Consider the following 18,749-nt stretch of genomic DNA (forward strand, 5'->3'; position numbering starts at 1 on the left):
GTACATGATGAACCCCGATCTCATCACGAGCACCCTGAGCCAGCTTCATGCGGTGGAGCGGTATGCATCCACCTCGGAGCAACACGCCGCGCTCGAGAATTCCAGGCTCACACTCCACTTCATCATGGGAAGAGGGGACACAGGTGCGTTCTCGGATTATCTCAAGAACTTCAACACGCATCTGCCTCCCGTTCTCTCTTTCGCGACGAAGGAAGAAGCCGATACCTGGCTGCGCAATCACCCCGCCCCGCCCCACGGAGCCACCATCGGGGCAGCGGGTGCTCGCTACTCTCTCTCGTATTTGCGCGAGCTCGACCACCGGAAGTTGCTTCGTCTTCCCTCGGAAGAAGAGTATGCGCGAATGGAGGAGGCCGGGGAGGAGACTGAAGAAGAGGCGGCAGAGGAAGTGTTGAGCCCTCCCCATCCGAGCCACGGCACGCGGTTCAGCTTCTTCGACTTCTTCAATTGGACCTGCTTCCACCTCTACGAGATGGAGAAGCGTATGTCGTCCCCCGAGGAACTCGAGGCCATGAGGGCCGCCAAGATCGCCTTTAATTTCGTGATGGAGGTGGGCGAGTACCATGGCTTCGAAGAGTACCGGGAGACCGTCCACTCCTCCCGGACCTCGAGCCCCCTCCAGTCCTTCGCGAACCAGGGAGAGGCGGATGCATGGCTGGCGAAGCAACCCGAGCCCCCGCCTCCGGAGGTGGTCGCCATCGGTAACGAGCTCTACTCCGTGGGGTACAATCGTTTGAGGGCTCTGCGCGTGCTGATCCGCATCCCTACGCCACAGGAATTGAACACCGGAGCGCCGTGACATGAGCCACTTCGCCTTTCTCCAGTCCGAATGGCCCGCGTGGGCTTGCCCCGGTTACGTGGACAGTAGGGTTATGCTGCCAACTTTTGCGGTAAGGCCGCAAGCTCAAAATCCACGGGACTGACGTAGCCCAGCGAAGAGTGCCGCCGCTGGCGGTTGTAGAAGACCTCGATGTATTCGAAGAGGGCCAGCCGGGCCTGTTCGTGCGTGGCGAAGTCGGTGGTGTAGACGAGAGTGCCCCCTGACTCGTAAGCTGGGCCTGGGAGGCACTACTTGCCCGGGCTCTCCAGCGTGCGAGGAAGTGGCGAAGTGAGATGGACTGCGGTGATGACGGCCGTGGCAATGGCGTGTGCCGGGTGTACCCACGTGCAACGGCCAGAGTCTAGAATCTATGTCATTTCCGAGAGTACGGAGGGTGTCGGCACCTCGCTCGCGAGTGGGGGCTCTGGTCATGATTGCCAGAAAGAGCACGAGGAGTGTGTGGGAAGGTGCTGGAACAAAAAGAACTGGCCCTACCCCCACAACAAAGAACAAAGCGGATGGTACCTCGAGCGCTGCGAGCATGATTGCAGCCAGGAATTCGCAAAATGCGAAGAGGAACAGGAGGAAGCGGCGCGCAGCAGAGGAAAGAAGCTCGAGTTCTCGGGCATGAGTGAGGCGGCTGCGTGGATCCGGGAGCACAAGGCCGAGGTGGCGATTGGAACCGTAGTCGTTGTCGCCGGAGTCTCCTTCGTCCTCGCGACGGGTGGTGCTGGTGCGCTGGTTCTGGCTCCTCTTGCCCTTTAGTCTGGATACGACAATGAAATACAATCCGAACTTCGACGTCGACTCCGTGCTCGACCTCCTGCGCACCGTGAACGAGAAGTACCCAGAAGGCTCTCCGGAAGACGAAGCGCTCCGGATTGCGGCGGTGGCGCTGTTCTACGTCCGTGAAAAGCAGCGGCTGGAGGATTACCGCGAATTCTTTCGCTCGTTCTATACCCCCGCCATTGATTACATCGTCGTCGCTCAGACGTTCGCGACGAGAGAAGAGGCGGACGGCTGGCTTGCAAGTGGCAAGGCCCAAGAGGGCGAGCGGGTCAGGATCGCTGGCGAGGGCTTTCGAGTCATTCCCGAGCGCAAGGGGCCAGGATTGAGGTTTCTCCGGAGCCCCCTGCCGGAAGAGTTGATGAAGAAATATCCCCCAGAATCAGAGTGAGATGCTCCACGCCTCCTACCGCCTTCAGCCACCCGTGGCGGGCAGTTTCTCCGGGTGGAGCAGCGGCGAGGCGGGTGGTGTCCAGCGGCCCGTCGAGGCGTTCGTCCCGGCCGCCTCTCCGAGGAAGGTGTCCAGGAAGCTCGTGGTCGCCGCGGCCATGGCATCCCAGGCGGCCGCGGTGCGCGAGTCCGCGGAGGTCCTCTCGGCGAGGGCCGGGAGGCTCCGGACGGCGATGCCCAGGCTCGTGAAGTGCACGTGGCGCATCCCATCCACCTTGACGAGCCAGCGGTTGGCGCGGTCGAGCGAGCGGATCAACTCGTGGTCGGGCACCATGAACCGGTCTCCCACTTCATACAGGTGGAGCAGGGGAAGCTTCGCCTTCGCGGGGTTGAAGCTTTTCATGCGCTCGAGCTGGCCCTTGCCGGCCTTGCCTCCGATTCCCCCATCGAGGCTGACGAGCGCGGCGGCATCGGGATCCTTCATGGCCAGCAGCAGGGCCGAGCGCGCGCCGAAGCTGTGCGCGACGAGCCCATATTTCCCGGAGGCGCGCACCTGCGGCTGGGAGCGGAGCGCGCGCAGGGCGAAGGCGAGGTCCGCGGCCTGTTGCGTCGCCTGCGTGGGGATGTCCTGTTCGCCCTGCATGACACCGTCGAGCCTCGATTGAGAGGGGACGGTCGCGACCACGTAGCCGTGTGCGGCGAGGGCTTCAGCGAGGAAGGCCTGGTCATGCGCGGACTGGCCATTGCCCTGGGCCAGCAGGACGAGCGGGAAGCGTCCGGGAAGCGGGGCCGCGTTGAGCGAGGCGCGCATCTTCGTGGACAGGAAGGACGCGACCTCGTCGGGCTTCACGCCCGCGGCGAGGAAGGGAGAGGTGAACTCCGCGAGCGCCTCGCGCTCCATGGCCGGTTCCGCGGGCGCGAAGGCGAGCTCTCGGGTGGAGAGCAGGAAGTAGTCGCGGTACGTGAGCGGGGCGGTGCTGGACGCGGCCGGGTACCAGAGGGCGATCTGCAGGGGCCGCCCCTGGGGGAAGCGCGGGGAGGTACGTGAGGCGTCGGTGCGCTCGAGGACGCGGAACCCGACGGAGGCGCCGGGCTTCTCGGCCGCAGGAGCGGCGGCGCTGGCGGGGGCGGTGGCGAGCGCGCACACGAGCGCGAGGAGGACTGCACGGAGGCGCGAAGGGAAGCTCGTCATGCCGGCAGTGTATCTCGGCGCCAACGGCCAGGACGGGCGGGAGCGTGTTGAAGGCGCGCGAGCTCTCCTTCGAGTAGCCGCGCCGTCAGGGATGCGGCGGCACGGGGTTGGGGGGCTCCAGGGGGGCGCCCACCAGCTCCGGGTACTTCGCTCCCGTGGCGATGGGCCCCTGGTGCTTGAGCAGCTCCAGGGCCGCCTCCTGGAAGGCGCGCTCGTTGGGGGCCCTGGGCTGCCGCTTCGTCGGGAGCGGCGGGCCCGCGGGGATGGCGAGGGGCTCGCGTTGGGGAACGGGCCGCTGTGCCGGTGCGTCGGCGAGTGCCTCGGACAGGCTGCGGATGCCCTGGGCCCTGCGGTGCGACACCGAGGCCGAGTACCCATCCGGTCCCGTCCCGAACTTCTCGGCGAGCAGCTGCAGCCAGGACGTGTGGTCGACGTTGCCGTGGAAGGCCTTTCCCGGCTGCACCCAGGGCGAGACGAGCAACCCGGGAACGCGGGGCCCGGTCGTCTTGAAGCCTTCCGTGAACCTCGCGCCGGTGGGCACGGGGTTCTCGATGGGCAGGGGCGGCACGTGGTCGAAGAAGCCGCCGTGCTCGTCGTAGGTGTGGATGAACAGCGTCCGCGCCCACTTCTCCGGGTTGCTCGTGAGCGTCCTGTACACGTCGTACAGGAGCCGCTCGCCCTGGGCGACGCGGGCGAGCGGGTGGTTGCAGTTGGGCTGCGCGTCCGACCAGAAGAAGTCGAAGTAGCGCGGCTCGATGAAGATGACCTGGGGGGCCTCGTCCGCGGGTTCGGTCTGGAGATCGTGCTCGAGCTGGCTGAAGGGGCGGTACTTCATCCCCACCAGCTCCTGGAAGCGGCCGAACAGCAGGAAGAAGGGCGGCCCGTGGGTGTAGACGCGCCAGCGGACGTTGTGGGCGTTGAGCCAATCGAAGACATGCTCCCGGTGGGGGATGAGCCGCGAGCCCGTGTCGTCGATGAGCGTGGTGCCCGTGAAGGCCATGCAGCGGTTGGGCTGCGTGTCCGAGGGCAGTGGGCAGAACCAGCGATCACACACGGCGTATTGCCGGGCCAGGAAGGACGTCATCCAGGCCCCGTTCGAGTCGAAGTACCCCATGGGCGGTGGCTGCTCGGCGCGGTGCTGGGTGTAGTCGACGTAGGCCTCGACGAAGCCCGACATGCGGAACTTCTTGCCGCTCGGGCTCCGCGCGAGCTGCATGTTCACGTGGTGCCGGCTGTGCGGTGGGTCCCGGATGGCCGACGCCTCGTCCTCGATGAGGAAGGGCCGGTAGAAGCGCTGCTCGAAGAAGTTGGCGTAGCGCGGATTGGCGTCGGGCTCGCGCAGCCCGTCCACATCCCACTCGGGGTGCTCCAGCGACAGGTGCCCGAGCATGTGGTCGAAGGACCTGTTCTCCAGCATCAGGAAGACGATCGTCCGGATCTCATCGAGCGCGGCCATGGTGTTACCTCCGGCGGGTTACCTCGGGCATGAGAGCTGGAACTTGATGATCAACCGTCCATCCACCGCCTCGAGCGCGTCCTCGCAGCTCTCGCCCTCGTCGAGCGGGACGCGCAGCTTCCAGAGTCCCTGGGCGGGCTGTCCCTCGAAGCCCGGGGCACTGGCGAGCTCCCCTACCGTCTCGGAGACCTCGCCCTTGGTGATGACCAATGAGCGCGCGTTCATGTTCCGCACCTGCCCGATGCGCACGTTGGACGAGAGGTGGTTTTCATCGAGCTGGAAGGAGGACTCCAGGGCCCCCATCTGCGCCGAGCACGTGAAGTGGCTCTGTTGTCCGGCATCGACGATGCCGTACTCGAGCTCCTTGGGCGGGGAGAGCACCTCGTTCTCGGTGAGTTCCTTCTTGAGGCCGAAGACGCGGTAGGTCTCGATGTGGAAGCGCGTGGGCCCGCTGATGGTGACCTTCTGCGTGCCCGAGAGGCCCTTGGTGCCGAGAGACGGCACCAAGGGCGTGGACTGGATGTGGACGGGCCCGTTCGTCTCCCAGCGCAGGGTGACCTCGTCGCCAGGGCAGGCCACCGCGGGCGTCGCGGTGAATTGATAGATTTTCGGTTTGGGCAGGCAGCCGCTCGACAGCGTGGCGAGCAGCAGGCACACCAGCAGCCCCAACGGGCGCTTCTGGAGCCGGCTCCGGGGAACCTGTCTCGATGCCGCGCTCATACCTCTCCCTGGGCACATTGGAAAAACCAGGCGCCCCCCAGCATGAGCGAGCAGGCCCCCGGTTGTGACGAGGCACCGCCTCCAAGTCTCCTGTACCTGACAGGAGAGCGGCCGGGCCCATGCACCCCGGCTACCGGGCCGCGGTGGGCGGGGTGCGCTTCCACACCACGGTGCCGCCGCAAGTGACGCTGGAGTAGCAGCCGGCGCGAATCACATGGGTGCCGCCCCGGCCCGCGGGCACGGTGTACTTGAAGTAGGACGACAGGCCGCCGCAGGAGTCATCGTTGGAGGCGACCTGGGCGCCCGAGCCGTCATTCAGGCGCAGGTACGTGTCTCCATTGGCGCTGGCGCCGGTGAGGTTGCACGTGCCCACCTCGACCACGTCGCCCGCGTTGAGGGCGATGCTCTTGTTCACCGTGTTCTGCTGGGCGCTGCTGGTGTTGGTGGCGCTGTAGGTGAAGGCGTTGGCCGAGGGAGGAGGCGGGGGCGGCGGGGCCTTCGCGCCAAAGGGATCCGGGCACGCGTCGCTGCGCAGGGCGCACTGCGGGAGGCTGCTGCCCAGGTGGGCGATGATCTCCTGGATGGGCACGCCCCGGTTGGGACAGTTGGAGCAGTGGTGCAGCGACACCACCTGATGGTCGGTGTAGGCGAGCACCGGCGAGCCCGAGGAGCCTCCCTGCGTGTCCGCGTAGTAGCCCACGTCGTTGGGACCGCCGCTCAAACAGGCCGGCTCGTTGAGGCTGTACACCTCGGCGTAGCCCGAGGCATCGGCCGCGGCGCCCGAGGTGACGGCGATCTTCTTCCCCCACGCCACCGGGTGCTGGGGCACGTAGATGCGCTCGTCCACCACCGCGCCCGTGGGCCGCAGCTGGAGGAAGCCATAGGTGGGAGTGGGGTTGGTGGGCAGCCGCACCAGCGTGTAGTCCCTCGGGCCGTCCGTCTTCACCAGCGTGGCCCCCGTGGCCACCACCGTGCCCGGACATGCGCCCCACGAGCCGCAGCTCGTCGTGCACGTGGCGCCCTCGGCCATGAATTCGTAGGTGGTGTTGCGTGCGTCCGTATCCGTGGCGATGCAGTGGTTGTTCGTCAGCAGGTGGCCCTGGTTGCCCACGAGCCAGCCGGTGCACGCGCTGGTGCCGTTGATGAGCAGGCGCGCCACGGCCCGGCTGTGATTGTAGATGAGCGGCTCGCTCGTCTCGTAGCACCGCGCCTGGCCCGAGTCGTCTCCCCCGCACAGGGCCTCGGTCCGTAGGCCGGCGGCTCCCGGTTCCTGTTCGCCATGGCCGCGCGCGTACTTGTCGATGCGGTAGCCGTACTTGTCGAGCACGCCCTGGCGCTCGGCCATCGGGCTGTGCAGCTCGATGACGGCGGTGTCTCCGGGGATGGGGATGCCCCAGAAACCCTCGCGCGCGCCCGGGTGCGAGTTGTCATAGCGCCAGGAGCGTGCGCCATCCGGGGAGCGGACCAGCACGTAGTCCCCCTCCTCCAGCTCGAGCGTGGCGAAGTGGGGAGCGATGTACGAGGCCCCCGGGTGGTGGAGGCTTTCGGTGTGGAGCGCTCCATAGTGGGTGCGTGGCTCCCCCGTCGCATACGGATGGGGCGACTCGAGGCGGCGCTCCACCTCCTCGCCCACCTTCCCGAGCGCCTGCGAGGCGGGCCTCGCCGCGCATACCGGTCCGCGCTCCGCCACCGCATCCCTCGCGGTGGTCCCGAGCGCGAGGCTCACGGTGAGAGCTGCCAGTCGGAGGGAGGTCATCGGGCCTCACCCGGAGATGTCGAAGCTCTTCACCAGGCGGACCTCCTCGACGGTGATGGAGCCCCGGCCGACCCACGCGCCCGCCGTGGCCGAGCCGCTGGCACCCTGGCTGGTGACGGTGATGCGCGCCTGCACGCGCAGGTCGTGCGTGCCGGTGTCGATGTCGTCCAGGGCGAAGGAGACCGCGTGCAGGGCGAGCGCTCGCAGCAGGCGCCGCTGCTCCTCCCCGGTGAAGATGCACTCCTCGGCGACCACGGTGCCGTCACCGTCGTTGTCCGAGCAGCTCGTGGCGAGCATGTCGCCGTAGCGCGTCATCGCCTCCTGGGCGCTCTCGGTGAGCACGAGGGGCCCGGGGGCCACCGCGTTGCCGTCCACGAGCAGACGCAGCTCCAGCGTTCCCCGGGCCGGCGAGCCCTCCGCGGGGGTGCCGCGAGGGCGCGCGGGGGCGGGGGCTGTCGTATGCAGACCGGCCTCGAGTGCCACCACCATCACCAGGTTCTTGCGCTGCGGTGTCGTCAGGGAGGTGTGGAGCAGGTCCTTCCATTCGCCGCTGGCGGTCTGGTTGGTGGTGAGGGTGGACACGGGGGGCATCAGCACCAGCTCGCTGAGCCGCACGGTGTGCTTGGCGGATTGGGCCTGGCACACCCCGCTGGCGAGCAGGGCGCCCGTGGCCACCAGGGCGAGGAGCGACTTCATGGGGGACCTCGGTACAGGGTGGGAGTCGGCTGGAAGTTAGGAACGGGCAGGCAGGCGTCCAGCCCTCCCGGGAGTACAGGGAGTGCGTGTCTGCCATGACGGCCGCTGGATGGTTTTAAAGTGGGCGCCACGATGCCGGATGCGTTCACTCTCGCGGAATGGGGCCTGCCGGGGCTCTTCCTGGTGGCGGCGGTGGCCGGCTCGATTCTCCCCGCGCCCTCCGAGGCGGTGCTGGCGGCGCTCGTCTATGGCGGGGTGGCTCCGGCGCCGGCCGTGGCGGTGGCCACCGTGGGCAATGTGCTGGGAGCCCTCACGGTCTATGCGATGGGCCGGTGGGTGGCGCGCGGGGGGGGAGGCGCGGTGGGCCGCTGGGTGCAACGCCGCGCCGCCAGCGAGGGCCCCCGCCTGGCTCGGGCCCAGGAGCGGCTGGCCAGGTGGGGCTCCCCCCTGCTCGCACTCGCGTGGGTGCCCGTGGTGGGGGACGTGTTTGTGCTCGCCGCCGGCTTCGTGGGCGTGCGCTGGGCCCCCTTCGTCGGCTTCGTCACACTGGGGAAGGGGCTGCGCTACCTCTTCGTCGCATGGTCGGCCGCCGCCGCGGCCCATGCTGGAATTTCACCGTGAGGCTGCGAGACGGCGAGGGGCTTCCTGGACGAGAATGGGGCCGCCGTATCCCCCAATCGCCCGCCCGTCGCGGGCAGGAAGTCGCAGATGGAACAGTCCCCCTGCTTCAAGCGTGCCGGCCTCGGCTCCTGGCTGATGGCCCCGCTGCTGTCTCTCGTCCTCGCCGCCTGCGGTGAGGGCACTCCCGCGGACTCGCAGCAGCTCGCGGACGAAGACGTGTCCACCACGAGCGCCCCGCTCACCGACGTCCGGGTGCGGCTGATGGCCGCCAACATCACCAGCGGCAACGGCCAGAGCTACGATCCGGGTGAAGGCACCCGCATCTTCCAGGGCACGAAGCCGGACATCGTGATGATCCAGGAGTTCAACTTCGGCAACAACTCGGCGAGCGCCATCCGCGGCTTCGTCGACACCGCCTTCGGCACGAACTTCTATTACTACCGCGAGGGCGGGGCGCAGATTCCGAACGGCATCATCAGCCGCTACCCCATCCTCGCCGCGGGAGAGTGGGACGACACGCAGGTGACCAACCGGGACTTCGCCTGGGCGCGCATCGACATCCCTGGCCCCAAGGATCTCTGGGTGGTGAGCGTGCACCTGCTCACCTCGGGCAGCGGCGTGCGCAGCACCGAGGCCACCAACCTCACCAACCTCATCAAGGCCAACGTGCCCGCGGGGGACTACGTGGCCATCGGTGGCGACTTCAACTCCGACACCCGCACCGAGCCGCTCTTCAGCGCCTTCAGCCAGGTGGTGACCACGAGCGGCCCGTACCCGGCGGACCGGAACGGCAACGTCAACACCAACGCGGGCCGCAGCAAGCCGTACGACCACGTGCTGGTGAGCTCGGGGCTGCGCGCCTACCAGACGGCCACGGTCATCGGCGCCAGCTCGTTCAGCGCGGGCCTGGTGGTGGACACGCGCGTGTACTCGCCCATCTCGGAGATTTCTCCCGCGCAGTCGAGCGACAGCGGGGCGACGAACATGCAGCACATGGGCATCATCAAGGACTTCCTCATCCCCGATGACGGCACGACGCCCCCCCCCACGCCCTCGGGCAACGTGACGGTGGTGGCGCCCAATGGCGGCGAGGTCTGGGCGGCCGGCAGCACCCAGAACATCACCTGGACGGCGAGCAACACGAGCAACGTGAAGCTCGAGTACACGCTGGATGGGAGCACCTGGAACGTCATCTCCGCGAGCACTCCGGCGCTGGCGGGTGGCTACACGTGGACGGTGCCGTCCACGGCCAGCAGCACGGTGGCGAAGGTGCGGGTGAGCGACGCGGCCAACGCGACGAGCACCGACTCCAGCGACGCGGCCTTCTCCATCACCACCTCCACGCCCACGGACACGACGCCCGCCATCACCAAGGAGACGGAGAACAACGACACCGCGGCCACCGCCAACGCGCGGGTGGGGGAGAACCTCGCCGTGAGCGGCGGCCTCTCCTCGAGCACGGACGTGGACTGGTTCAAGTTCACGGTGACCACGCCCGGCACCGTCACGGTGTCGGTGACGATGCCCGGGACGGCGGACCTGGACTGGTACCTCTACACCTCGTCGGACGTGAACCAGTACGCGGCGCGCGGCTACACCGCGTCCAACCCGGAGGTGGGCTCCTACCAAGCCCCCGCCGCGGGCACCTACTACGTGAAGGTGGTGGGCTACGCGGGCGCGATGAGCAGCTACACGCTCAAGGTGACCGGCGCCGGCGTCGTCCAGCCGTAAGGCCCACGCAGGAGGCAGGAGCGCCCCCGCTGAGCACAGGGGGTCAGTGGGGGTGCTCCTCCACCTCGCCGTGGGTGTGCAGCTCGGAGGGCTCGAACTCCTCGCCCTCGGCCAGGGTGGGCTGGGCGGGGACGGCCCGCGTCTCCGGCGGCGTGGCCGGGTCACCCGGGCGGGGCGAGGGCCGGCCGTAGTCGCGCTCGTAGATGCGCACCACGGTGAGGAAGAAGGCGACGATGAGCGGCCCCAGCAGCAGGCCGATGGCGCCGAAGACGGCCAGGCCGCCGAGCAGCGAGAAGAAGACGATGGCGCCGTGCATCTGCATGCCGCGCTTGGCCAGCAGCGGCTTGACGACGTTGTCGGAGAGCCCCACCACGATGATGCCCCAGAGCGCCAGGAAGAGGGCGAAGCCGGGGTGGCCGGTGGCCAGCAGCAGCAGGGCGGCGGCGATGCACACCACGGCGGCGCCCACCGCGGGGATGAGGGCGAAGAAGAACGTCACCGCCGCGAAGAAGACGGGCACCGGCACCCGGGCGATGAGGTAGCCCGCGAAGGCCGCCAGCGCCTGCACGCCCGCGGTGAGGATGGTGGACACCAGCACCGACTTGGTGACGCGGCGGAACTCGGTGAACAGCTCCGTCGTCTGCCCGCGCTTGAGGGGGGACACGCTCTCCACCCACGTGACGAGCCGCTGGCCCTCCCTCAGCAGGAAGTAGAGCGCGATGAGCATCATCGCCGTCTGGAACACCGCCGTGCCCGTGGTGGCCACCACCCCGCCCACCGTCTGGGCCGCGCTGGCGCCCCGGGTGCTCAACTGCTCCTGCAGCGTCTGCCACACCCCGGCGCTCTCCGACTGGAAGCGGTCCAACATCCGCCCCGCGGGCCCCTGCAGCGGGCCGGGGACGTAGGCCAGCAGCCCCTGCAGCCCGCGCTGCTCCACGATGTTGGAGATGACGTTCACCCCCTCGATGACCTCCGAGACGATGAAGGCGGTGAGGGCGGCGAGCGGTGCCAGCAGGGCCAGGACGGTGCCCACGCAGATGAGGCCCGCCGACACCCCGTCATGCCCCCGGACGCGCCGTGTCAACCAGCGGTGCAGGCCCTGGAAGGCCCCGGCCAGCACCGCCGCCAGGAAGAAGGCCTCGAAGAAGGGCGAGGCAACCACCAGCACCAGGGCGATGGAGACGAGGATGAGCCCGACGAGGGTCCGCCGGGCGCTTTTCTCAGTGGCCATGGGGGCAGGATGTGGGTGCCCCCCGGAGGTCGGAAGGGGTGGGGGTTGCCTGCTCGACTGTGCTGCCCGAGTGCTCGGTTCTTGGGGAAGCAGGCAGGCCGGGTAGAGTGCGCGCCCCATGTCGCCCTTCGACTCGCCCCTCTTCCCCCTCTTCGTCGTCCAGGCGCTGTGCGCCCTCTTCCTCGCCATCACCTTCCTCCAGTCCGGCCTGGACAAGGTGCTCGACTGGAAGGGCAACCTGGGGTGGCTCACCGGACACTTCGCCAAGAGCCCCCTGCGCGGGGTGGTGCCGCTGATGCTGGCCTCCCTCACGGTGCTGGAGCTGGCCTCGGGCGCGGTGAGCGCCGTGGGGCTGGTGACCCTGGTGCTCACGGGCGGCGCGCGGGTGGCCATGTGGGGCGCGGCCCTCTCGGGGCTGTCCTTCGTGGCCCTCTTCTTCGGCCAGCGCATGGCCAAGGACTACGCGGGCGCCGGGGGCCTGGTGCCCTACTTCCTCGTGAGCCTCGTGGGCCTGCTCACCATGCGCGGCTGAGGGGGTCCGCCGGTGGGCACTCGCCCCGGACGCTGACGGGATACCCGGGGGCGCGGGCCGTAGTAGGCTTTCGCCCCGCCCATGGAACGCCTGCGCTTCTTCCTCAATGATCAGCCCGTCGAGGAGACGGGGCTCCCGCCCACCACCACCCTGCTGCGCTACCTGCGCGAGCGGGCGCACCTGACCGGCACGAAGGAGGGCTGCGCCGAGGGCGATTGCGGCGCCTGCTCCGTCGCGGTGCTGGAGCACGACGGCCAGGGGGCACCGGCCCTGCGCGCGGTGAACGCGTGCCTGGTGCTGCTGCCCATGGTGCAGGGCAAGCGCGTGTACACGGTGGAGGCACTCAAGGAGGGCGGGAAGTACCACGTCGTCCAGGAGACGCTGGCGCGCGAGCTGGGCTCGCAGTGCGGCTACTGCACCCCGGGCGTCACCATGGCGATGCTCGAGGCCTGCCACCGCCGCGACCTGGACGAGCCCTGGAAGCTGGACGCGCAGATGTGCGGCAACCTCTGCCGCTGCACCGGCTACCGGCCCATCCGCGAGGCCGCGAGCCAGGTGGCCGGCCTGCGTCCCCCGGACCGCTTCGCCCGCGCCCTCCAGGAGACGCAGCCCGAGCCCATGGACCTGGCCTACGAGGCCGGGGCCCAGCGCTTCTTCACCCCCGGCTCGCTCGAGGCCCTCTGGGACGTGCTGGACAAGCACCCCGAGGCGCGCTTCGTGGTGGGCGGCACGGACCTGTCGCTGGAGGTGACGAAGCGCTACGCCGAGCCGCCGCTGCTCGTGTCGCTGGAGGCGCTCTCCGCGCTGCGCGTGTTGGAGCCGCGCGGCGGAGGGCACCGCATCGGCGCCACGGTGTGGCTGACGGACCTGGAGGACTACTCGCGCGCCACGTGCCCGCCCCTGGAGCGGATGCTGCGCTACTTCGGCTCGCGGCAGATCAAGAACCGCGCGACGGTGGGCGGCAACCTGTGCACGGCCTCGCCCATTGGAGACATGGCGCCGGTGCTGCTCGCGCTGGGGGCCGAGGCGGTGCTGCGCTCGCGCGCGGGCGAGCGCCGGATGCCGCTGGAGGACTTCTTCCAGGGCTACCGGCGCACGGCGCTCGGGCGCGGCGAGGTGCTGGCGTACGTGGACATTCCGGCGCAGCCCCAGGGCGCTCGGGCGCTCTCGTACAAGGTGTCCAAGCGGCGCGAGCTGGACATCAGCGCCGTGTCCGCGGGCTTCCGCGTGGTGGTGGACGGGGAGGGGAAGGTGACGGAGGCACGGCTGGCCTACGGCGGCATGGCGGCGACGCCCGCGAGGGCCCGGCACACGGAGGCCGCGCTGGTGGGCCGGCCCTGGACGGAGGCCACGGTGGAGGAGGCCCTGGCCCGGCTGGACGAGGACTTCAAGCCGCTGTCCGACCATAGGGGCTCGGCCTGGTACCGCGCGCGGGTGGCGAAGAATCTCCTGCGCGGTTTCTTCCAAGAGACGCTCTCGGAGCCGAGGCCCCGGCTTACGCAGGGCCACACGGCCACGGTGCAGGTGAGGTAACCCGGATGAGCACGCTTCCTTCTACTTCCAATAGCACGCGCGCCTGGCAGCCCGCCGAGCCGGCTCGCACACCCCTGCACGCCCCGTCCCCGCACGAGAGCGGCCTCAAGCACACCAGCGGCGAGGCCCGCTACGTGGACGACCTGCCCGAGCCGCCGGGGATGTTGACGGGGCACCTCGTCACCTCGCCGCACGCGCACGCGCGCCTGGTGCGCAAGGACGCCTCGCGCGCCCGCGCCCTGCCGGGAGTCCACGCGGTGCTCTTCGCCGAGGACATTCCCGGGGAGAACCAGGTGGGCCCCGTCATCCACGACGAGCCGCTGATGGCCGAGGGCGAGGTGCACTTCCTCGGGCAGACGGTGGCGCTGGTGCTGGCGGAGAACGCCACGGTGGCCCGCAAGGCCGCCGCGCTGGTGGAGGTGGAGTACGAGCCGCTGCCCGCGCTGCTGTCGCTGAAGGCGGCGGTGGAGGCCGGCTCGTTCCTCACCGCGCCGCACGTCATCGGCCGGGGAGACGCGGACGCCGCGCTCGCCGCCGCGCCGCTGCGCCTCACGGGTGAGTGCTCGACGGGGGCGCAGGACCACTTCTACCTGGAGACGCAGGTGTCGCTGGCGGTGCCCGGCGAGGACGGCGCGGTGCACCTGTGGAGCTCCACGCAGCACCCGTCCGAGGTGCAGGCGATTGTCGCCGGGGTGCTGGGCGTGGGGCGGCACCAGGTGGTGGTGGAGGTGCCGCGCATGGGAGGCGGCTTCGGCGGCAAGGAGACGCAGGCGGCGCCCTTCGCGGCCATGGCGGCCCTGGGCGCGCACAAGCTGGGGCGGCCGGTGAAGGTGTGGCTCAACCGCGACCAGGACATGGCCTTCACGGGCAAGCGCCACCCCTTCTGGGGCCGCTACGAGGCCGGCTTCGACACCGAGGGGCGGCTGCTCGGGTTGAAGGTGGAGCTCGTCTCCGATGGCGGGTGGAGCACGGACCTGTCGCACGCCATCCTGGACCGGGCGCTCTTCCACCTGGACAACGCGTACTTCATCCCGGCCCTGCGCTTCTCCGGCCGGGTGGCGCGGACGAACCTGCCCTCGAATACGGCCTTCCGCGGCTTCGGCGGGCCCCAGGGCATGTACGTGATGGAGGAGGTGCTCAACCACGCCGCCGAGCGGCTCGGGTTGGACCCGGCCGTGGTGCGCGAGCGCAACTACTACCAGGACGCTCCGGCGAACCTCACCCCGTACGGGCAGGCCGTGGAGGGCAACCGCCTGCCGCGCATCCACGCGGAGCTGATGGCCTCCAGCGACTACGCCCGGCGCCGCGCGGAGATTGACGCCTTCAACGCCTCGTCGCGGTGGACGAAGCGGGGCCTGGGCTTCCAGCCGGTGAAGTTCGGCATCTCGTTCACCACGAGCTTCCTCAACCAGGCCGGCGCGCTGGTGGTGGTGTACACGGACGGCAGCGTGCAGCTCAATCACGGTGGCACCGAGATGGGGCAGGGCCTGCACACGAAGATGCGGGCCGTGTGCGCGCACGAGCTGGGCGTGCCTGCCGAGCGCGTGCGGGTGATGCACACCGCCACGGACAAGGTGCCGAACACCTCGGCGACGGCGGCCTCGAGCGGCTCGGACCTCAACGGCCAGGCGGTGAAGCATGCGTGCGAGGTGCTCCGGGACCGCTTGCGTCCGGTGGCCGCGCGGCTGCTGCAGCTCGAGCGCGGCGGAGAGGCGGACTCACTCGCCTTCACCGGGGGCCGGGTGTTCCTGCCCGCGCGTCCGGAGCGCTCGGTGACCTTCGCCGAGGTGGTGCATGCGGCCTACCTGGCGCAGGTGTCGCTGTCGGCCACGGGCTACTACCGCACGCCGGACATCTCGTACGACCGGGTGGCGGGGCGCGGCAAGCCCTTCCACTACTACGCGTTTGGCGCGGCCGTGGTGGAGGTGGAGGTGAGTGGCCTCACCGGGGAGCACCGGGTGCGCCGCGTGGACATCCTCCACGACGTGGGCACCTCGCTCGTGCCGAGCATCGACGTGGGTCAGGTGGAGGGCGGCTTCATCCAGGGCCTGGGGTGGCTCACGTGCGAGGAGGTGCTGTTCGACGCGAAGGGGCGGCTCCTCACGCACTCGCCGGACACGTACAAGATTCCGGCGGTGGGGGACGCGCCCGAGGACTTCCGCGTGGCCCTGCTGGAGCGCGCGCCGCAGGACAACTCCATCCACGGCAGCAAGGCGGTGGGAGAGCCGCCGCTCATGCTGGCCATCGGCGCGGTGACGGCGCTGCGGCACGCGGTGAGCGCCTTCGGGCCGCCGCGCGCGCCGGTGGAGCTGGCCTCGCCCGCCACGCCGGAGGCGATTCTGCGCGCGGTGGAGCTGGCCCGGGCCGCGCCGCGCTGAGGTGCCTCAGAACACCTTGCGCGGCTGGAAGAGGGCGTTGGAGAAGAGCAGCCCGGCGACGAGGGCCACGGCCACCATGAGCATGGAGAAGGCCGTGTCCACGCCGGCGAGTACGTCCCGGGCGAGCAGGGACTCCATGCTGCGGAACCCGATGCTCCCGGGCACCAGCAGCATGATGGCGGGCACCAGGGTGATGACGGCCGGGCGGTTGCGCACGCGGGAGATGAGGTTGGTGACGAGCCCCACGCTCAACGCTCCGAGGAACGCGCCGAGCTGCGGCCCCAGGACCTGGGTGCCCAGGCGCGAGCCCTCGTAGGCGAGCGTCCCGGCGACGGCGATCCACCCCCAGTCGCGGGGCCGGGCGCGGAAGAGCACGCTCACGGCGAACATCATCAGCACCAGCCCGAGGGGCTCCGTCCACCCGGGCAGCGCCGGAAGCGGACCGTGCCGGGCGGGCAGGGGGAACCACTCCGTCAGCCGGGTGCCGAGCGCCACGCCGAAACCGAGCTCCAGGAACACCAGCGCCGCGCCGGTGAGCCGGGAGGTGCCGGAGATGAGGTTGCGCGTGGCGAGCTCGTTGATGGCCAGCGTGAGGCTCAATCCGGGCAGCAGGACGATGAGGCCCGCGAGCGTGACGACCTGGATGGACAGGGGGCCCACGAGGCTCGCCGCCACCACCGCCAGGGCCGAGGAGAGCAGGGCCGCCACCGGCTCGAGCACCCAGACTGTCGAGGGCTGCCGCCGCGTCCACACATCCAACCCGCCGATGAGGAGGCTGATGAGCGCGGCCACGCCCATCTCCCGAAGGCCGCCGCCGAAGAGCCGCGCGCCTCCCGTGGCGGCCAGGGCCCAGCACAGCAGGTGCAGACCGTTGCCGTAGCGAGGGGGCTCGGCGAGGACGGCCTCCACGCGCTCGGCACCTTCCTCTGGGGAGAGCTCGCCGCGGATGACCGAGTCCGCCAGCGCATCGAGGCTCGCCAGGCGGCCGAGATCCATCTCCCCGGGCTCCACGCGGATGAGACAGGTCTGAAGGGCCTCGGGAGGGCCGAAGGAGGCGAAGATGGAGGTGGGCGTGGAGAAGAAGCGGGCCTCGAGCCCCAGCCGCTCGGACACGCGCCGCATCTGCTCCTCCAGCCAGTGGGCGGGAGTGCCATAGCGGTGCAGCGCCTGTCCGAGGCGCAGCGTGAACGCCACCGCCGGGCCAGGAGGCGGCGGCTGGAGCGCGACGAGCTGTTCTGCCGGGAGCACGAGGCGCACATGGCAGAGCCCCCCGGGCGAGTCAAACGAAGCCTTTGTCACTCCTGCTGCCCGCTCGCTTCATCTCCCGCGTCCCGGCAGGAGACCGACCGTCTCGGCCACGAGTCACGGTCCATGCGTCGAGGGGCACGAGTTCTCTCGGGGAGCCCGACTGGCGAGCAGCTTGCAGTCCGCCCGGAGAGCAGGCGGGCGCAGTTGCGGTTTCTCCAATAGTTGGTATTTTCCCAATGAGTGACGTTACATGTCCCCTCCGGGCAGGTGACGCGAAAAAGCGGATCCGGTTCATTCTGAACGAGGGATGGTTTCGCTTCAGCAAGCATGCTGAAGGCGAGATGGAGAAGGACGAACTCTCACCGGCAGATGTGGAGAACGTGCTCCGCGGAGGTGTGGTGCGAGAGCCGGAGTGGGAGAACGGGAGTTGGCGCTACCACGTCGAGACTTCGAAGATTCGCGTGGTCATCGCCTTTCGCGACGAGAGCACGCTCGTCGTGGTGACCGCAATGAGGAGGAACCGGTGAACGACAAGTGTCTGACGTGCGGCACGCCCATGAAGGGGACTCGGGAGAACATCAAGGACCACCTCCTTGGGCTCGACGGTGTCACTTTGAAAGGGGTGATGGTCTACCGGTGCCCCAAATGCGGCGAGCGTGAAGTGGAGATCTACAAAATCGCGGAGCTGCACCGCCGCCTGGCCATGACGGTGGCCCGGCGCCGGGAGAAGCTCGGCCCGAAGGAGATCCGCTTCCTGCGGAAGTACCTCGGGCTCTCCAGCAAGGACTTCGCGGACAAGATGGGCGTGGACAAGACGACCGTCTCCAAGTGGGAGCGCGTCGATGCTCCCGCCCCCATGGGGCAGCCCGCGGAGAGGCTCCTGCGCCTCATGGTGATGGTGGACAAGCCCATCGAGGAGTACCCGCTCGAGGAGACGGGGGTCGTCGAGGCGAAACCCGTCCGGATGGTCGCCGAGGGAAGCACGGGCCCCCAAGCATGGCGGATCCTTCCTGCCTCTTGACGAAAGCGCCGCTTCGCCATCGTCTTGCCCCCCATGAGTGACACCGCGCAGGGATTCATCGTGTTGGGGGCCGCCCGCACCAAGGTGCAGCGCTGGCTCGGGTCGCGCCGGTTGCCGGCCTTCCTCGCCGCCGGTCCGGGCAAGGCGCTGCGGCTGTGGCCCCAGATCGAGGGCGAGGCCGCCGAGGAGGCCGCGACGGCCCTCTCCCGCGAGCTGCCCAAGAGCCGCGTCCTCGTCGTCTCCTCGGGTCCGGACACCCTGCGGGTCAGCGTCCACGTGGACGGCACCTGTCCCGCGCGCGAGGAGGTCGCCCTGCGGATGCGCACCGCGAAGCAACTCTCCCAGGCCCACGCCGCCCTCCAGCGCGTGTCCACCGCGCTCGACTTCAAGGGCCACCGGCCCACGTTGCTGCGGGATGGGGACAGCCGCCCTGGTTTCCTCGCGCTCGCTGGCGTGAAGGAAGAGGACATCTCCGGCCTGTCGCATGCGCGGCTCGCGGAGGCCCGCCAGCACCCGGAGGCTCCCGAGGCCTCGCGCTTCCAGGATTTCGCCTTCGTGGACGAGCAGGGGAAGGCCACCTCCTTCTTCCCTGGCGCCTCGGGCCCGGAGTCCTGACCCCC

At 69.5% G+C, this 18,749-nt stretch carries 18 protein-coding genes and 1 pseudogene; 11 read left to right on the top strand and 8 right to left on the bottom strand.

The features are described 5' to 3' along the window. Window positions 1–7: 7 nt before the first annotated feature. Window positions 8–817 (top strand): hypothetical protein, encoded by an 810-nt coding sequence (locus tag ACJ8AN_RS38030; RefSeq protein WP_407760511.1) that lies wholly within the window; start codon window positions 8–10, stop codon window positions 815–817. Between the two features lie 71 nt (window positions 818–888). Here the strand turns inward: ACJ8AN_RS38030 and ACJ8AN_RS38035 are convergent. Next, window positions 889–1,050, bottom strand: a pseudogene (locus tag ACJ8AN_RS38035) (IS3 family transposase); the annotation flags it as partial. A gap of 94 nt (window positions 1,051–1,144) precedes the next feature. Between ACJ8AN_RS38035 and ACJ8AN_RS38040 the strand changes: the two are divergent. Beyond that, a complete protein-coding gene (locus ACJ8AN_RS38040) occupies window positions 1,145–1,603 on the top strand; it encodes a hypothetical protein (RefSeq protein ID WP_407760512.1) in 459 nt (152 codons plus the stop codon). Window positions 1,604–1,616: 13 nt separating this feature from the next. After that, window positions 1,617–2,015, top strand: a complete 399-nt coding sequence (locus ACJ8AN_RS38045; protein ID WP_407760513.1) for a hypothetical protein — start codon at window positions 1,617–1,619, stop codon at window positions 2,013–2,015. A gap of 24 nt (window positions 2,016–2,039) precedes the next feature. Here the strand turns inward: ACJ8AN_RS38045 and ACJ8AN_RS38050 are convergent, their stop codons facing one another. From ACJ8AN_RS38050 to ACJ8AN_RS38070, 5 genes are all read right to left on the bottom strand, one after another. Then, window positions 2,040–3,206, bottom strand: a complete 1,167-nt coding sequence (locus ACJ8AN_RS38050) for a dienelactone hydrolase family protein (RefSeq protein WP_407760514.1) — start codon at window positions 3,204–3,206, stop codon at window positions 2,040–2,042. Between the two features lie 85 nt (window positions 3,207–3,291). Further along, window positions 3,292–4,662 (bottom strand): alkaline phosphatase family protein, encoded by a 1,371-nt coding sequence (locus ACJ8AN_RS38055; protein ID WP_407760515.1) that lies wholly within the window; start codon window positions 4,660–4,662, stop codon window positions 3,292–3,294. Between the two features lie 18 nt (window positions 4,663–4,680). Then, window positions 4,681–5,382, bottom strand: a complete 702-nt coding sequence (locus ACJ8AN_RS38060) for a hypothetical protein (RefSeq protein ID WP_407760516.1) — start codon at window positions 5,380–5,382, stop codon at window positions 4,681–4,683. 130 nt (window positions 5,383–5,512) lie between these two features. Next, window positions 5,513–7,138 (bottom strand): trypsin-like serine peptidase, encoded by a 1,626-nt coding sequence (locus ACJ8AN_RS38065; protein WP_407760517.1) that lies wholly within the window; start codon window positions 7,136–7,138, stop codon window positions 5,513–5,515. Window positions 7,139–7,144: 6 nt separating this feature from the next. Next, the gene (locus ACJ8AN_RS38070) at window positions 7,145–7,834 is read right to left on the bottom strand and encodes a hypothetical protein (protein WP_407760518.1); all 690 of its coding nucleotides are present in this window, start codon (window positions 7,832–7,834) and stop codon (window positions 7,145–7,147) included. 132 nt (window positions 7,835–7,966) lie between these two features. Here ACJ8AN_RS38070 and ACJ8AN_RS38075 point away from each other — a divergent pair, with 132 nt between their 5' ends. Together ACJ8AN_RS38075 and ACJ8AN_RS38080 are read left to right on the top strand one after the other, a co-directional pair. Further along, window positions 7,967–8,455 carry a YqaA family protein gene (locus ACJ8AN_RS38075; RefSeq protein WP_407760519.1) on the top strand — a complete coding sequence of 163 codons (489 nt, stop codon included), beginning with the start codon at window positions 7,967–7,969 and terminating at the stop codon, window positions 8,453–8,455. Between the two features lie 87 nt (window positions 8,456–8,542). Beyond that, the gene (locus ACJ8AN_RS38080; RefSeq protein ID WP_407760520.1) at window positions 8,543–10,186 is read left to right on the top strand and encodes a pre-peptidase C-terminal domain-containing protein; all 1,644 of its coding nucleotides are present in this window, start codon (window positions 8,543–8,545) and stop codon (window positions 10,184–10,186) included. A 43-nt stretch (window positions 10,187–10,229) separates the two neighbouring features. Here the strand turns inward: ACJ8AN_RS38080 and ACJ8AN_RS38085 are convergent, their stop codons facing one another. Beyond that, a complete protein-coding gene (locus ACJ8AN_RS38085; RefSeq protein ID WP_407760521.1) occupies window positions 10,230–11,417 on the bottom strand; it encodes an AI-2E family transporter in 1,188 nt (395 codons plus the stop codon). A 118-nt stretch (window positions 11,418–11,535) separates the two neighbouring features. Between ACJ8AN_RS38085 and ACJ8AN_RS38090 the strand changes: the two genes are divergently transcribed. From ACJ8AN_RS38090 to xdhB, 3 genes are all read left to right on the top strand, one after another. Then, a complete protein-coding gene (locus tag ACJ8AN_RS38090) occupies window positions 11,536–11,949 on the top strand; it encodes a DoxX family protein (RefSeq protein ID WP_407760522.1) in 414 nt (137 codons plus the stop codon). An 81-nt stretch (window positions 11,950–12,030) separates the two neighbouring features. Then, on the top strand, window positions 12,031–13,482 hold the full coding sequence (gene xdhA / locus ACJ8AN_RS38095) for a xanthine dehydrogenase small subunit (protein WP_407760523.1): 1,452 nt from the start codon (window positions 12,031–12,033) through the stop codon (window positions 13,480–13,482). 5 nt (window positions 13,483–13,487) lie between these two features. After that, the gene (gene xdhB, locus ACJ8AN_RS38100) at window positions 13,488–15,860 is read left to right on the top strand and encodes a xanthine dehydrogenase molybdopterin binding subunit (protein ID WP_407760524.1); all 2,373 of its coding nucleotides are present in this window, start codon (window positions 13,488–13,490) and stop codon (window positions 15,858–15,860) included. A gap of 6 nt (window positions 15,861–15,866) precedes the next feature. Here the strand turns inward: xdhB and ACJ8AN_RS38105 are convergent, their stop codons facing one another. Continuing rightward, complete coding sequence (locus ACJ8AN_RS38105) at window positions 15,867–17,108, bottom strand: threonine/serine exporter ThrE family protein (protein ID WP_407760525.1); 1,242 nt, start codon at window positions 17,106–17,108, stop codon at window positions 15,867–15,869. A 236-nt stretch (window positions 17,109–17,344) separates the two neighbouring features. Between ACJ8AN_RS38105 and ACJ8AN_RS38110 the strand changes: the two genes are divergently transcribed. The 3 genes from ACJ8AN_RS38110 to ACJ8AN_RS38120 are packed head-to-tail and all read left to right on the top strand — an operon-like array spanning window position 17,345 to window position 18,744. Beyond that, complete coding sequence (locus tag ACJ8AN_RS38110) at window positions 17,345–17,635, top strand: DUF4258 domain-containing protein (protein WP_407760526.1); 291 nt, start codon at window positions 17,345–17,347, stop codon at window positions 17,633–17,635. Then, window positions 17,632–18,129, top strand: a complete 498-nt coding sequence (locus tag ACJ8AN_RS38115) for a type II TA system antitoxin MqsA family protein (RefSeq protein WP_407760527.1) — start codon at window positions 17,632–17,634, stop codon at window positions 18,127–18,129. Before ACJ8AN_RS38110 ends, ACJ8AN_RS38115 begins: the two co-directional genes overlap by 4 nt. A gap of 33 nt (window positions 18,130–18,162) precedes the next feature. Beyond that, on the top strand, window positions 18,163–18,744 hold the full coding sequence (locus ACJ8AN_RS38120; protein ID WP_407760528.1) for a hypothetical protein: 582 nt from the start codon (window positions 18,163–18,165) through the stop codon (window positions 18,742–18,744). The last annotated feature ends 5 nt before the right edge of the window (window positions 18,745–18,749 follow it).

This window comes from Archangium sp. (genome assembly GCF_045802675.1).
Taxonomy (GTDB): domain Bacteria; phylum Myxococcota; class Myxococcia; order Myxococcales; family Myxococcaceae; genus Archangium.